Origin of the sequence: Bacillus cereus ATCC 14579, assembly GCF_000007825.1 — a bacterium.
GTDB classification, from domain to species: domain Bacteria; phylum Bacillota; class Bacilli; order Bacillales; family Bacillaceae_G; genus Bacillus_A; species Bacillus_A cereus.
This window is the reverse complement of sequence record NC_004722.1, coordinates 176214-190674: the sequence shown is the minus strand read 5'-3', so window position 1 is coordinate 190674 and position 14461 is coordinate 176214. Positions and strand designations below refer to the sequence as shown.

Here is a 14461-nt window from a genome sequence, read left to right as displayed (position 1 = left end):
GGTATCCCACCGAGGATACCTTTTTATTTTATACTTCTTTAACTACAGAGCTTCTTCTTCCCTTTACCATTCCTTTTATAGCTAAAGTCATCACTGCTACTGATTGTGTAACCAATACAATAACTAATAATGAAATAATATTTCTCTCTAAACTAACTCCTCCAAATATTATTGTATAATAGCCATTCGCTGCATATGTTGCAGGAAATAATTCACTAATTGTTTGATATGTTTTAGAAAGCATTTCATGTGGCACAGTTACAACCATTTGTGTTAATGAAAGAAAGGCGAAAAAGACTATTGTCAATAATCCTCTTTTCCTTCTTTTTGCATTGAACCAAAACTCATCATAAATATAAACACAAACATCAAATATGTTCTCCACGTCAAAGAAGGTATATGCCCTGACCAAAGATAGCTAACTAAATAATTAATTCCCATAATACAAGACGATATTACTAAACTAATACTTATTAGTTTTACATATTTGAGCATATCTTTTCTCCTTGTTTTTATTTTTCTACTTCTTCAAACTGTAGATTCACCGGATCTTCTAAAAGTGTTTCATAAAAGTTCTCTGCCAAATCTGTTGAAGGGATTTTTTCATCTACTTCATCAAATCGAATACTATCTAGCCACACACAACCTTCTCCTGATAATAAAACACCAAATGCAATACCAAGTGCTTCTTCTTTTATATCTAATACAACCGAGTACGATTGCCAGTTATTCGTATTTTTAATGGGGCGATTTTGCATATTATCCATAGCGAGCGGTTCTGTATCTTTTCCATCTACTCGCATCCACAATCCTGCCCAATCTCTTACATTTTCACTCTTAATAAATGCTGTAAAACGTAATCTCTTCCCTACATATTTATCCGCTCGGAACATTTGCATTAATGTTGAAAATCCTCCATGCGTAACATTCTCTTTTGCTTTTATGTATGCAGATACTTTTCCTTGATGGACAACTTCATAATCTAAACCCATCTCATATTCAGCAGGATGACTTCCACTTAAGATCCATCCTTTCGGTATACCTTTTTGCATTGAAACACCCTCTCTTTCTATATAAAATGACTGAAAGTACTTTCGATATTTCTTTGGTGGCAATTGAAACATTCTTTTAAAAGCTCTCGTAAATGCCTCTTGTGAGGAAAAACCGTATTGCACTGCAATATCAATAACAGCTCTCTCCGTTGACACTAAAACTTGCGCAGCATGAGTTAACCTTCTCTTTCGAATATAATCTGTTACACTCATCCCAACATATCTTTGAAAGATGCGATGAAAATGGTACATCGATACTGCACTGTGGGATGCCACTCTTTCTGTTGTAAGCTCCTCATGTAAGTGATTCTCTATATATTCAATTGATTTTTTTATTATCTCTTTATATTCTTCATGCATTTTAGCCCCTCCCTCACAACTTCAATTTACCATATACATACAAATCGTTTTTGATTTAAATTGCGGATTAGTCCTTGTGACTGCAGGATAATAATTTATTTTCAACACATACATAATTACATGTTTTTGGGAAAAACTTGTATAGAACGAATTTACATAAGGAGGAATTTATAATGAGAATTCTACTATCAGTTTTATTAGCTCTTATGCTAGTACCTGCATTAACAGGATGTAAAGCTCCTGCCAAAGAAGACACAACTTCTAATAAAAAGACGACTGAAGAAGCAAAAAATGAGGCTCCTGCAGATTTAAAACTAAACTTCAATGAATTCGATTTAAAGGCAGACTACCAAGATACAAAGAAAGACTACGAAGCAGACTATAAAAATGTAGCAGCTGACAAGAAAATGGAAGCAAAAATTGAAGATCATAAAGCAGATGTAAAATTAACAGGAGACGAGGCTATCACAAAATTAAGCCCACTTCTACAAGAATTAAAATTTGATAAAGATACTCCTGACCAAGAAGTAATCGATCAAGTAGTGAACGTGTTCAAACTTGATAAAGACTATCAAAAATTCGATTTAGAAGTTGTCTTCTCTGATGGAACGAAAAAAGAATATAAAAGAGAAATAAAATAAAGAAGTAGGCGGTTGCCTACTTCTTTATTTTTGCATATCTTAAATCTGGTTTAGATCCAACATAATATTGAAGTCCAGATACCGTTTGTTTTTGTAAATAGGAATCCGACGGGAATATAATTGGAATTAATGGTGAATCTGTAAACATAATATCTTCCGCTTTATGCAATAAATCAAAACGCTTATCTTCATTTTGTTCTACTTCTGCTTTCTTCACTAAAGCATCAAATTCTTTATTATGCCATTTTGCATAATTGTTTGGACCATCACCTGCATATAAATCTAATTTAGTAATTGGGTCTAATAGAGAACCGCCCCATCCCATATAAGCTAATTGGAAATCACTTTGCTTATATGTGTCGATGTAACTCTTCCACTCTTTATTTTCTAATTTAATATCTACGCCAAGATTTTTCTTAAACATTTCTTGCATTGCTTCTGCTACTTTTTTATGTTGTGTATCTGTAGTGAATTTTAATGTTACTTCAGGTAATGTAGACCAGCCTTGTTCTTTCATACCTTCTTCTAATAATTTTTTCGCTTCTGCTGGATCAAATTTAACGTAACCACCTTTTTCTTTACGGAAATCACGCCCACTTTGTGTTTTTGCTCCTTCTGGAACGAATGCATTTGCTTCTTGTGCATTGTTTTTATACAGTTTTTCAACAATAAACTTACGATCAACTGCTAATGAGAATGCTTTACGTACTTTCGCATTTGTGAACGGCTCTTTTTCTACGTTAAACGAATAAATATAAGATGAAAATCCTGCAACACGTTTATATTCTTTATTTCCTTTTTCTTTCTCAATCATTTCTTGCGGTAAACTACTTAGTAAATCTAATTCTTTTGATTTGTATAATTGGTACGCTGTTTTAGAATCTGGAATAATACGAAACTCAATTTCTTTTAATGTTACCTTTTTATCATAGTATTCTTTATTTTTTTGTACCGTAATAGCCTGATTATGCTTCCATTCTTTTAATGTGAATGGTCCGTTCGTAATTAACTCTTTTGGATCTGTTTTTAATTTATTATTATCATCAATTGATTTTTTTGATAATGGAATGAATAATGAGCTTGCTAATTTTTGTTTAATGGAAGACACTGGGTGCTCAAGTGTTACCTTTAATGTTTGAGGATCAACAACTTGAATACCAACTTGTCCTTCTTCACCTTTTCCAGTATTGTATGCCTCTGCCCCTTTAATAAAATACATTTCTGTCGCATTCATAGAACCCGTTTTCGGATTTAATAATCGCTTCCATGCAAATTCAAAATCATTTGCTGTAATAGGAGAACCATCTGACCATTTAATATCTTTCTTTAAATGAATTGTATACTCAGTTCCATTAGCATTTACTTCTTCTTTCTCTGCTAATTCATTTTGATATTTTCCATCACTATCTTGCGTATATAAGCTTGAGAATAAATGTCCAATTACATAACCTGAAGTACTATCTGTCGCAATAGCGGAATCAAGTGTATATGGATCGCTACCAATATTCGTTACTAATCGATCTCCTTCTCCCTTACCAGCACTCGCCTTTTGCGTCTCTTTCTTACCGCAAGCGACAGAAGTAATTGCTAAAACAGTCATAATGACAAACAGTAAAAACTTCTTCATCCTACATTCTCCTTTAACCTGAAATTTTTGATGTTGATGCCAATAGTGTTTTTGTATAAGAATGTTGTGGATTACGGAATACTTCGTCCGTATTTCCAAATTCAACAAGTTCTCCTTTGTATAAGACAGCTACTTTTTCACATAAATAGTGAACCATCGGTAAATCGTGCGCGATAAATAAATATGTATAACCTTGTTCCTTTTGAATTTTTTGCAGCAAGTGCACAATTTGGATTTGAAGCGAAACATCTAATGCCGAAATTGGTTCATCAAGAATTAATACTTCCGGCTCACACAATAACGCTCTTGCAATAGCAATTCGTTGACGTTGTCCTCCGCTAAATTCGTGCGGATAGCGCTCAATATATCGTCTATCTAACCCAACACGCTCTAGCGCATCACCTGCTACTTTATCTTTCAATCCTTTATCACCTAAACCAAATGAAATATAGCCTTCCGTTACGCTATCGCGTACTTTCCAGCGCGGATTTAATGCTGCTGTGGAATCTTGAAAAATAAACTGTACTTTCTGTAAGAAATCACGTTTATGAGTTGCCTTCAACTTGTGAACAACTTGACCGTTATAATCAATTTCACCAGACGTTGGGCTCTCAATCCCAGCTATGAGCTTACCAAGTGTTGTTTTTCCTGAACCACTTTCTCCAATAATGCCAAGCGTTGTTCCTTTCGGGATAGAAAGTGATATGTCTTTTAACGCTGCGATTTCTTTATTTTTACTTCCATATGTTTTTGTTACTTGCTTTACAGTAATTAAATCTGTCGTCATGAGGCATTCACCTTCTCTTTTGATTTCGCTTTATTATGCTCCAGAACATGTTGCCAGCAATGTGAACTATGCTCCTTGGAATATGTTGTTCTCTCTGGGAAACGATGAATACATTCTTTTATCGCTACTGGACAACGATTTACAAAAGGACAACCAAAGCTATTTAACGTCTCAATGGAAGGTGTCGTCCCTTCTATTGCACGTAATACTTTTTCAGAATCATCCATATTCGGAATTGCTTGTAATAAGCTTTTTGTGTATGGATGTTTAGGGGAACCTATCACTTCCTCTATCGTTCCTTTTTCAACAACACGTCCTCCATACATCACAACTACTCGATCCGCTACTTCACGTACAAGTGCTAAATCGTGCGTAATTAGTAAAATACTCGTATTTTTCTTTTCCTTTCTTTCCTTTAATAACTCCATAATTTGCTTTTGAATTGTTACATCTAATGCTGTCGTAGGTTCATCCGCAATAACGAGTTTGGGGTGGCAGGCAAATGCGATTGCTAAACAAATACGTTGCCTCATGCCTCCACTTAATTGATGTGGGTACTGTTCAAAGCGTTTCTCTGCTTCATGTATCCCTAAATCATTTAATAAGTTAATCGCAATTTCTTTTGCTTCTTTTTTCGATTTCTTTTCGTGTTGCAAAATCACCTCTGTAATTTGCCTTCCCACCTTCATCGTCGGATTTAAAGATGAAAGTGGGTCTTGAAAGATAAACGAAATATCTTTCCCTCGAATTTGATTCCATTCTGATTCTTGTAGATTCGTTAATTCCTTTGATTCAAAAGATATATTTCCATCATCAATATGAATTGATTCTTGATTTAAGCCGATAATAGATTGTGCTGTAACACTTTTCCCTGAACCACTTTCTCCTACAAGTGCAACTATTTCACCTTCGCTAATAGAAAAGGAAACATGCTTCACAATTGCTTGGTTACTATTCTCTTTTTCAACGGCTAACGTTACGTTTTCTAAAGATAAGAGCTGTCCCATGTTTTTTCTCCTTTCGATTCCGTTTTACGATTTTTGGATCAATTGCATCTTGTAAACCATCACCAATCGCATTAAATGCGAACATAATGAGCGCAATCATGATTGCTGGGAAGAATAGCTGCCACCATTCTCCACTCAATAATGTCCCAAGTGCATCATTCGTCATCGTCCCCCAGCTTGCTGCCGGTGATTGCACTCCTAGTCCGATAAAGCTTAAAAATGATTCTGAGAAAATAGCTGCGGGAATTGTAAATGATAAATTTACGATAATAATGCCCGTTAAGTTCGGAATTAAATGCCCGTATATAATTTTCATATGGGATGTACCTAATCGCTCCGCTGCAATAACAAACTCTCTTTGTTTTAAAGATAAGACTTGCGCCCTAACGAGACGTGCCATACCAATCCATCCTGTTAATGCAAGGGCGATGATAATGGTAAAAAGACCTGGTTTCATAACAATTAATAGTAAAATAACAATTAATAAATACGGGATACCGTATAACACTTCGATTCCTCGTATAATCCACTCATCAATTAATGTCCCAAGGCGATTGCGCCCTCTCACATATCCACTAAATCCTCCGATTAGCACACCAAGTCCTATATCAAGAGCAGCTGCCACTAATCCAACTGTTAATGAAATTTTCCCGCCAGCCCAAGTACGTGCCCATATATCTCTTCCCAAATCATCTGTTCCGAACCAATGCTCACTACTAGGTGGTAAGTTTGTTGCCTCTTTTACTTGTTCACTCGCAGTAAATGGCGTTAAACTTTCACCAACAAGTGAGAAAACAATAATGAGTAATAACGTCACTGATCCTAAAACTGCGATTGGATTCGATACAAACTTACGAAACACTTCTTTCTTTCGGCTAATCTTTTGCTGATCTTTATTTATCGTTAATTCTTTCTTCTCTTCATTTGTTAATAACTGGTCATTAATTTCATAAGCTCCCATCTAAACATCCCCCTCCTTACGTAATAGAACGAATACGTGGATCAACAATACGATGAATAATATCTGTAATAAAAATACATACAATTAAAAGTGCACTATAAAAAATGGTTGTTCCCATAATCACTGGATAATCTCGATTAAAAATACTATCTACAAAATATTTTCCGAGACCAGGAATTGAAAAAATCTTTTCAATAACGAAAGTACCTGTTAAAAGTCCCGCCATTAATGGTCCAACAAATGTAAGTACCGGAACAATTGCATTTCGAAGAGCATGTCTTATAATAATCTTCTTAATCGGTATACCTTTCGCTCTCGCTAACTTAATATACTCACTCTGCAGTACTTCGATCATATTAGAGCGAACAAATCTTGTAATCACTGCGATTGGTCCTAACGCTAATGCAAAGGATGGCAATACCGTATGTTCAAATGTACCCCAAGAAGCTACTGGTAAGAGCTCGAATTGAATAGCGAATACTTGTATAAATAGTGGTGCTAAAATAAAGCTCGGAATAGAAATACCGAGGATGGCAAGTAAACTTACACCGTAATCAATTACCTTCCCATGATAGAGAGCAGCAAATGTACCTGCAGCAATTCCGACTAGCAATGAAATAATAAGTGCTTGTAAACCAATAATTGCTGATGGACCAAAACCAGTTGTTATAATTTCTGATACACCTTGCCCGGTTGATTGAACAGATTCACCAAAATCAAAATGAACTACGCCGTCTAAATAAGCAACATATTGATTCCATAACGGTTCATCAAGGTGATACTTCGCTCTCATGTTTTGGATCACTTCTTCAGGAAAGATTTTTGCATCTGATGAAAATGGATCCCCCGGAATAATATGCATAATTAGAAATGTCACCGTCGTAATAACCCATAGCGTGAACACCATAACTGATAATTTTTTAATTACATACACCCTAATAACCCCCTAAACACATATATTTACTTAGTTTTATAAACGTACTTTTTCCATTACTCCCTTTTCTCTTTTTAGAATACAAAAAGCCTTGATCTTAAAAAATAAGATCAAGGCTTAATAAACAAAGGCCCATCACTTATCTTTCAAGACTTGCTTGCTGGAATTAGCACGGTGTTCCTATTACAGAACCCGCTGCTGAGGTGTCATAGGGCCAGTCCCTCTACCTCTCTGGATAAGTAAATTGCTATATTATTATTTGGTTCAAATTGTATATTTCGAATTATAATTCTGAAAAAATGAAAAGTCAATCAAATTGGATATATTTAGAAAAATCAGTTTTTAATACTTTTATTTATCTATATCGTATTTCGCTTATAATAAAAAAAGATATGAAAGGAGTTATAAGATGGACCCCTTACTTCTAGCTACTATAGGATTACCCTTAACAATCGTTATACTTGTCATCATCGGCTTCTACAAACTCTTCATCAAAAAGAAAAGTATCACTTCTTTTTATACCCCTTTCGATAATATTACCGGGCAAACTATTTCCGAATTTCACGAAGAACAGAAGATATTAGTATCCGAGGATGAAGATGGAGATGGCAAGAAGAAAAAATAACCTTGCATAGGCAAGGTTATTTTTTCGTTTCTGCTTGAAAACGTTTATAGTATGTCGATGCTGTTGCAAAATTAATTTCTATATCACGAATCAACGATGAATCTTCTTCTTTAGCTAACTTCTGTAATTTTTTCATTGCTTGTTCCGATTCATTCAAGAAACCGACATATACCTCATGTTCTTGCTCTTTCGACTTCGGAACACGAATTTCTTTTCGTATATGATCAATATCTTCTAACATGCTCGTTGTTACCTTTTGCACATCTTCTTTATATGTAGCAGTCGTTATTTCCTTACCGCCCTTTTCTTTTGCCACTTCAAATAACTGCAGTGCGTTATTAATTTCTTTATTCATTTTCAAATCGTATTTTTCATGTACTGCAAGGTATTCTTTCATTTCTTCTGTTTGTTCTGTAGATTGCTCTACCTTTTCTTTCGGTTCTTTCGTATCCTTATTTCCATTACATCCTGCTAGAAGGATCATACTTCCCATTACAGCAATACCCAAAACCTTCTTCATCTCTTCTTCTCCTTTTATCTACAGCTACTACTCATTATAGTTTCTTTTATCTCCACTTGTTATTATACCGAGAACATCCTACTTTTTACACTTAAGACGACATCGTAACATGTATACCAACATGTTTGTCACAGTATCGTCACTTTATACAAATAACTTTTGCACTGCTTTACTACTCACCTTACAAAACTGTAAGCACACATAAAGAACAAACCATGCTAGACTTACATATGCATAACGCAAACATATGTAAGGTTTTAAGGAGAATCATCTATGTACAACACAATACCTTTTATGGGAGAAGATATTCGTGTCCTTATTCGCGAAAAATCACTTCATATCGAAAATACAGAGAGCCTTCGCCGCGTATTAAAGAAGAAGCATGCTCCATTTAAGTTAGCTCAATATTTAAAACAACAACATACAAATCAATTTCATACCGTGCTCAATATATCGGATAAATCATTAACAATCGAAATCATCGGTCATGTCTACATTGGAAACTTTGCAGATACCTTAAAGGAAATCCCACGTATACCGAAGATTGCTCCTATTATCGTTAAAAAAGCGTATAAAATTACTGACCATACCGATATTATCGACTGTGGGGAAAAAGAAGTCGATAGTAATCGCTGGGGGTGGGATAAACTTGCTGTTTTATATGATACGATCATGAATAATATGTATGAGGTATTTCAAAGAAATGAAAAAAAGAACTGATTCAAACATTCCCTTTGAATCAGTTCTTTTTTGTTAAGCCTCTAAATTTTGTTTTTGCTGCAGTTCAAACTGCTTCTCACTTCTTCTGGCCATAAATAGATAACATAACACTGCTCCTACTTCACAAAGCGCAATAACAACCCCCATCGGTAATGCTGTATTACTTCCACCGATACCTACTAGCGGCGCAACAAGAGCTCCTGAAATGAACTGTAATAAGCCCAATAAAGCTGATGCTGTTCCTGCAGCTTGCTTCTGATTTCTCATCGCTAATGAGAACCCAGTTGTTGATACAACCCCGACACTTGATACAACAAGGAATAACGAACATAAAACACCGATTAAACCTATTCCTAGTACGATTGTAAGTAGTAAAGATAGGCCACCAACAGCTGCGATAATAATACCAGCAACAAATAATGTCTTCTCATTCACTTTCCCCGCTAAACGACCCGTTACCTGACTAGCAATAATAATACCGATGCCGTTAATCGCAAAGAATAAACTAAATTGCTGTGGTGATGCTCCGTATATGTTCTGCAACACAAATGGTGAGCCCGAAATGTATGCAAACATTGCCGCTGTTACTAATCCTTGTGACAATGCATATCCCATAAACAGACGGTCCTTTAACAATTTTCCGTACGTCGCCAAAGTCCCTGACAAACCACCCGTTTCTCTTTCTTCAGGAGGTAATGTTTCACGCAATACAAAAGTAGCTGAGATTAACATGAATACGCTAATTGCTCCAAGAACGATGAAAACACCGCGCCACGTTGTAAACTGTAATAATTGCCCCCCAATAATCGGTGCCAAAATAGGCGCTGCTCCGTTTACTAACATAAGCAGTGAGAAAAACTTCGTCATTTCAGAACCTGAATACATATCACGTACCATCGCACGTGATATAACAATCCCGGCTGATCCTGAAGCTCCTTGTAGGAAGCGCAATAACACTAATGTCCAAATAGATGGCGCAACAGCACAAAGTAAAGAAGAAGCAACATAAATAATAAGAGCAATAATAAGAGGTTTGCGTCTTCCGTAAATATCACTAATTGAGCCAACAAATAATTGTCCTACTGACAGCCCAAGCAAACAAGCTGTTAATGTAAGCTGCGCGAGGGATGCACCTGTTTGCAAATCATCCGTTAACTTCGGTAATGAAGGCAAATACATATCAATAGATAATGGTCCAATCGCCGTAAGTGTTCCTAATACAAGAATCATCCATAACCTGTTTGCCTTTACAGGTTTATATATTTCGTGATTAACTTCATTCACTTTTTCAATTCACCCTTTCCTATACAAACTGAATCGTAACAATTATAGTTACATCATAAACATACGTCAAGTACAGCGCATTTTCCTCTTTCATAATGTAAAAAAAGCGATAGAAATTCTATCGCTTTACTTTTTCACATTGCTATTCGTAAATTTAGATACTGAGGACATCATCTCTCCCGTATCTAAATATGTAATTTGAATTGGGTCTCCTACTTCTGTAAACATAGCATATGGGAATTTCTTCACCGGTATCATAAATACCTTTTGTTCATTCTCTAAAAGTACGTACACGATTGTATTTTCACCTGATTTTTCTTTATATACACGTTGTACAATACCTTCTTTTTGCGCTTCTTTTCCTGTTGAGGTTGGTCTAAATGTATCACCATTACCGCTCATTACATTTTTATAATTCTCAAGCGCTTCTTTCTGCGAAGAACCTGTCGCAAATATTTTTGCATTAGCAGCATATACAACTGTATGTGCACGTACTAGGCCTCCGTCATCAACAACCGGAATAATCCAAGCTGGTTTACCGTATACGTTATAAATGACAGGCATTGTCCCATGCCATTTCTCTCTCTTAAAGGAATTATCTACTACTTCTGTAGCTGCTGAACCATCCATAATCCCCTTTACTTCTTTTCCATTATAGTAATATAGCTTGCCTGTGCGTGCATCTACTAATGAATATCCTAGGGCTGAATCTACTCCTTCTTTTGGAGAAGTAAAGTCTGTAAAATAATACAGTGTTCCATCTTTACCAAAGATCGGGGTCACGCCTTCTTTCGTTCCCCACTCAGTCGGAATTTTCATATCTGTTTGTGAGAATTTCGTATTCCAAAATCCGTGAATATATTTACCAAAGTACGTATTTAACGTAGATGCAGTCTCATGATTTAATACACCATCAACAAATTTAGGTGCCTTTCCTTTATCATATCTTTTCACTTCACCTGTTTGTGCATCTACTACGACAACACCTTCTACCTCAAATCCAGATCTTCCTGAAATAAATTCACCATACGTCATTGTATAATATGGTTTTCCTTTATCATCAACCTCAAATTTAGGTTTTCCTTTAAAGATTAAATTTGGTTCTGCTTGCCTTACCACACGCTCTAAATTATTACCAAAAAACATGCTTGGCACATATTTCATTTTATAACCGAGGTGCAGTTTCGCTTCCGCATCAGGATTCGTACCTGACATCGTTACATACCCTGGTATTGTCTCAGCTTTACGCGCTTTAAAAAATCCTGAAACTTCAATCGGCGCTACATATAAAGCCTCGCCGTTTACCATTTGTGGCGTTAATTCTCCTAGCTCAAAATAAGCTACTTTCGGAATATCACCAAATACTTTTTTCATCTTATTCTCCGCTGTCTTTGGCGGCACTGTAAACGGCTGGTCATTTTCAGTAAATGGCTCTGAAATATCTTTCTCTATCTTAACAACAGAATCATATTTCTTTTGCGAGATTACTATATCGTGCAAATAACCAAAGTAGCCGTAACTTGCGAGTAAAATAAACATTAAAAGTCCTTTTAATGTACCTTCTAATTTCCCTATTTGATCTTGTGAAAATAAAACAAGCCCAATTAAAATTGCTACTGCAACAGAATAATGAGTAAGAATCGAGTCTACCCGATCATCAATTAGCCAAAAGTATTCATAGATTGCAATACCTATCCAAAATAAAACAGGAATAACTAAAATAGATGATTTCTTACCCTTTACAACCTTCTTATCTCCCTTCTTATCCACTGCTCGAAGCTTACTACTACTTCTTGTCCATGGAATCAAAAACAAAGTAAGAATAGCTAAAACTACAAATTTCATCAAAGGCACTGTCCCCTTTTCTTTTGTATTCCCTTTTAGTATAACAAATAAAGGGTATTAAGGTGAAAATAGGAATAGTTATATTTTTTTACTACTTAATACAATCCCGCTCACTACATATAGAATAGATGCAATATAAAAAATTGTACCAATCGTAAAGAAATCTACTAAATATCCCGTGGCAATAACCGCTACTGCTCCGCCAATGGATGTCCACACATGGTATTTTCCAATCTCATAACCAGCCTTTTCCTGCGCAACCTTTCGTGCTAACGAAGTCTTCTCAGTATTACGCTGCACAGCACCTAAAATGCCCATTACAATTTGAAGAATATATACATGCCATACTTCCGTGGCAATCGGAAAGCAAAGCATTAAGATTGCCATGGACCAAGCGTATATGATTAATAATTTTTTATCACCTACTTGATCAGATATCTTTCCCACTAGTGGATATACAAGTGCTGATGTTAAAGCAAATAAGCCATACGCCCAGCCAAATTGCGAGAAGCTATTTCCAACGTTTCGAAGCAATAATATATAAAAAGGAAATACCATACTTCCTGCCATCATGATGATACTTTGCGAAGCCACAAATCTTCTATATGTCATTTCGTATACTCCCTATAAAATAAATTCACAAATCTCTCTTCTGAATCTACTTCCTTCTTTTTCTTGAGAAATTCTTCAATACGAGGATATGCCCTCTTTAACTGCTCTTTCGTTGGATAAGAATAGTACGGCAAATAGTAACTACCGTTATGCTTTAAAGTAACATCAATCATCTTCCGAATGACATCCTCTGTTTTCTTTATCTCACTCTCTGAGCGTCCCTGGTTAATCAAAAGAACCAGCGCAAACATATCATCTTTCGCATAGGACAAAACTGCATTTTCATTCTTTTCCACGTAACGAATCGTAATGTTGAGTAAATTAAACTCTTCTTCATTTAATACGTTACGTAAATCATCTATATACTCCGTGAAAGCATCTATAGGCACAAAGTATTCTTGTAACACTTCGGTCCTATTTGGATTTTCATATTCCATAAAAGCACTATCTGATCTCATAACATTATTACGCGTCTCATACTTTCCATCTGTACGTTCAAAATAACCTCTTTGTATATCCCAAAATGTATTCTTTCCCCAATCACTATAACGTGATAACCCAAGTAAAAATTTCGGTACCGCTATAATATTTTCTTCCTTTAATTCACTGTACTCTTCTCTCATATTTTGATTTTGTGCCAAAGTATAATCTGTCACATACATCTCTTTTAAAAATGAATTTGGAGCAACAGAAATACGCGCTAAGTGCATACGAACATTTTCATCTCTTTTCACTTTCTCTTTGAAATAAGATACGTATTCTTTATAATCTATCATTCTCGTGTGCATTTCATATAATTCATCATCTGTTAACTTCAGCGTCACATCTAAAATAACTCCAAATAAACCGTAACCCCCAATGACATATGGAAATAACTCTGCATTTTCTTCTCTACTTACATTACGTACCGTGCCATCTGCCATTAACAATCTAAATGAATCTACTGTATCAATTAGTGCCTCATGACGAATATCACGCCCGTGTACATTTACACTTAATGAACCACCAACAGTAAAAATATTTTGAGACTGCATGACCTGTACCGCAAGGCCATATGGATTTATTTTCTTCTGAATATCATTCCACGTGACACCACTTTGAACTGTAATCTGCTTCTTCTCTGGATCAAATTCTAATATTTTATTATACCCTTTCATATCGAGCATCGTGCCATTTGGATAATATGTCTGTCCTCCTTGGCTATGTTGCATGCCTGCAATGGAAATTTTCTCTCCTGAAACTTTTGCATCTCGCACTAATTTTATTAACGAGTGCTCTTCCGTAGCACTTTCAACACGTTTTATTTTTGTCGGAAGCAATTTACCTACATCACTCATAATAGGATGATCAATTTGTTTTTTATACGTATGTACAGACGTTGCAAGCAAAACCGTATATGCAACAATGACCACTACTATCTTTCTTTTTTTCAAAGGACACTCTCCTTATTAGCAACAAAAAGAGATACCTGTTCTTTCAGGTACCT

General features: G+C 35.6%; 16 protein-coding genes and 1 riboswitch. Of the genes, 3 read left to right on the top strand and 13 right to left on the bottom strand.

Annotation, left to right across the window (positions count from 1 at the left end):
- Positions 1 to 28: 28 nt before the first annotated feature.
- From BC_RS01100 to BC_RS01090, 3 genes are read right to left on the bottom strand one after another with little or no spacing between them, the layout of a single operon-like run.
- Positions 29 to 307, bottom strand: coding sequence for a hypothetical protein (locus tag BC_RS01100; RefSeq protein WP_000156944.1), 279 nt, complete (start codon positions 305 to 307; stop codon positions 29 to 31).
- On the bottom strand, positions 304 to 495 hold the full coding sequence (locus tag BC_RS01095) for a hypothetical protein (protein ID WP_000922547.1): 192 nt from the start codon (positions 493 to 495) through the stop codon (positions 304 to 306). Before BC_RS01095 ends, BC_RS01100 begins: the two co-directional genes overlap by 4 nt.
- A gap of 17 nt (positions 496 to 512) precedes the next feature.
- Positions 513 to 1412, bottom strand: coding sequence for a helix-turn-helix transcriptional regulator (locus BC_RS01090; RefSeq protein WP_000544202.1), 900 nt, complete (start codon positions 1410 to 1412; stop codon positions 513 to 515).
- Between the two features lie 173 nt (positions 1413 to 1585).
- Between BC_RS01090 and BC_RS01085 the strand changes: the two genes are divergently transcribed.
- Positions 1586 to 2053: a YusW family protein gene (locus tag BC_RS01085; RefSeq protein ID WP_001221552.1), complete on the top strand. Its 468-nt coding sequence runs from the start codon at positions 1586 to 1588 to the stop codon at positions 2051 to 2053.
- Between the two features lie 16 nt (positions 2054 to 2069).
- Here the strand turns inward: BC_RS01085 and BC_RS01080 are convergent, their stop codons facing one another.
- From BC_RS01080 to BC_RS01060, 5 genes are read right to left on the bottom strand one after another with little or no spacing between them, the layout of a single operon-like run.
- Positions 2070 to 3680, bottom strand: coding sequence for a peptide ABC transporter substrate-binding protein (locus tag BC_RS01080; RefSeq protein ID WP_000714117.1), 1611 nt, complete (start codon positions 3678 to 3680; stop codon positions 2070 to 2072).
- Between the two features lie 13 nt (positions 3681 to 3693).
- Entirely contained in the window at positions 3694 to 4467 is a 774-nt protein-coding gene (locus BC_RS01075; RefSeq protein WP_000205674.1) for an ABC transporter ATP-binding protein, read from the bottom strand.
- Positions 4464 to 5474 carry an ABC transporter ATP-binding protein gene (locus BC_RS01070; protein WP_000531262.1) on the bottom strand — a complete coding sequence of 337 codons (1011 nt, stop codon included), beginning with the start codon at positions 5472 to 5474 and terminating at the stop codon, positions 4464 to 4466. The genes BC_RS01075 and BC_RS01070 overlap by 4 nt, the downstream gene beginning before the upstream one ends.
- Positions 5431 to 6435, bottom strand: a complete 1005-nt coding sequence (locus tag BC_RS01065; protein WP_000501525.1) for an ABC transporter permease — start codon at positions 6433 to 6435, stop codon at positions 5431 to 5433. The genes BC_RS01070 and BC_RS01065 overlap by 44 nt, the downstream gene beginning before the upstream one ends.
- Before the next feature lie 16 nt (positions 6436 to 6451).
- The gene (locus tag BC_RS01060; protein WP_000289311.1) at positions 6452 to 7369 is read right to left on the bottom strand and encodes an ABC transporter permease; all 918 of its coding nucleotides are present in this window, start codon (positions 7367 to 7369) and stop codon (positions 6452 to 6454) included.
- Positions 7370 to 7505: 136 nt separating this feature from the next.
- Positions 7506 to 7611: riboswitch (SAM riboswitch) on the bottom strand.
- A 167-nt stretch (positions 7612 to 7778) separates the two neighbouring features.
- Between BC_RS01060 and BC_RS01055 the strand changes: the two genes are divergently transcribed.
- Positions 7779 to 7994, top strand: a complete 216-nt coding sequence (locus BC_RS01055) for a DUF3951 domain-containing protein (protein WP_000371388.1) — start codon at positions 7779 to 7781, stop codon at positions 7992 to 7994.
- Positions 7995 to 8010: 16 nt separating this feature from the next.
- Here the strand turns inward: BC_RS01055 and BC_RS01050 are convergent, their stop codons facing one another.
- Positions 8011 to 8514 carry a hypothetical protein gene (locus tag BC_RS01050; protein ID WP_000756525.1) on the bottom strand — a complete coding sequence of 168 codons (504 nt, stop codon included), beginning with the start codon at positions 8512 to 8514 and terminating at the stop codon, positions 8011 to 8013.
- Positions 8515 to 8787: 273 nt separating this feature from the next.
- Between BC_RS01050 and BC_RS01045 the strand changes: the two genes are divergently transcribed.
- Entirely contained in the window at positions 8788 to 9234 is a 447-nt protein-coding gene (locus BC_RS01045) for a hypothetical protein (RefSeq protein ID WP_000282859.1), read from the top strand.
- 33 nt (positions 9235 to 9267) lie between these two features.
- Here BC_RS01045 and BC_RS01040 read toward each other — a convergent pair whose 3' ends face one another.
- From BC_RS01040 to BC_RS01025, 4 genes are all read right to left on the bottom strand, one after another.
- The gene (locus BC_RS01040) at positions 9268 to 10527 is read right to left on the bottom strand and encodes a multidrug effflux MFS transporter (protein ID WP_224200803.1); all 1260 of its coding nucleotides are present in this window, start codon (positions 10525 to 10527) and stop codon (positions 9268 to 9270) included.
- 117 nt (positions 10528 to 10644) lie between these two features.
- The gene (locus BC_RS01035; RefSeq protein ID WP_000674040.1) at positions 10645 to 12363 is read right to left on the bottom strand and encodes a DUF3981 domain-containing protein; all 1719 of its coding nucleotides are present in this window, start codon (positions 12361 to 12363) and stop codon (positions 10645 to 10647) included.
- Positions 12364 to 12441: 78 nt separating this feature from the next.
- Positions 12442 to 12975, bottom strand: coding sequence for an MFS transporter (locus BC_RS01030; protein WP_000222361.1), 534 nt, complete (start codon positions 12973 to 12975; stop codon positions 12442 to 12444).
- Positions 12972 to 14408: an FAD-binding oxidoreductase gene (locus tag BC_RS01025; protein WP_000746311.1), complete on the bottom strand. Its 1437-nt coding sequence runs from the start codon at positions 14406 to 14408 to the stop codon at positions 12972 to 12974. The genes BC_RS01030 and BC_RS01025 overlap by 4 nt, the downstream gene beginning before the upstream one ends.
- Positions 14409 to 14461: the final 53 nt, after the last annotated feature.

Coding starts and splice junctions, on each gene's coding strand:
- BC_RS01095 (WP_000922547.1), bottom strand. CDS start 495: ATGCTCAAATATGTAAAACTAATAAGTATTAGTTTAGTAATATCGTCT.
- BC_RS01090 (WP_000544202.1), bottom strand. CDS start 1,412: ATGCATGAAGAATATAAAGAGATAATAAAAAAATCAATTGAATATATA.
- BC_RS01085 (WP_001221552.1), top strand. CDS start 1,586: ATGAGAATTCTACTATCAGTTTTATTAGCTCTTATGCTAGTACCTGCA.
- BC_RS01080 (WP_000714117.1), bottom strand. CDS start 3,680: ATGAAGAAGTTTTTACTGTTTGTCATTATGACTGTTTTAGCAATTACT.
- BC_RS01075 (WP_000205674.1), bottom strand. CDS start 4,467: ATGACGACAGATTTAATTACTGTAAAGCAAGTAACAAAAACATATGGA.
- BC_RS01070 (WP_000531262.1), bottom strand. CDS start 5,474: ATGGGACAGCTCTTATCTTTAGAAAACGTAACGTTAGCCGTTGAAAAA.
- BC_RS01065 (WP_000501525.1), bottom strand. CDS start 6,435: ATGGGAGCTTATGAAATTAATGACCAGTTATTAACAAATGAAGAGAAG.
- BC_RS01055 (WP_000371388.1), top strand. CDS start 7,779: ATGGACCCCTTACTTCTAGCTACTATAGGATTACCCTTAACAATCGTT.
- BC_RS01050 (WP_000756525.1), bottom strand. CDS start 8,514: ATGAAGAAGGTTTTGGGTATTGCTGTAATGGGAAGTATGATCCTTCTA.
- BC_RS01045 (WP_000282859.1), top strand. CDS start 8,788: ATGTACAACACAATACCTTTTATGGGAGAAGATATTCGTGTCCTTATT.
- BC_RS01035 (WP_000674040.1), bottom strand. CDS start 12,363: ATGAAATTTGTAGTTTTAGCTATTCTTACTTTGTTTTTGATTCCATGG.
- BC_RS01030 (WP_000222361.1), bottom strand. CDS start 12,975: ATGACATATAGAAGATTTGTGGCTTCGCAAAGTATCATCATGATGGCA.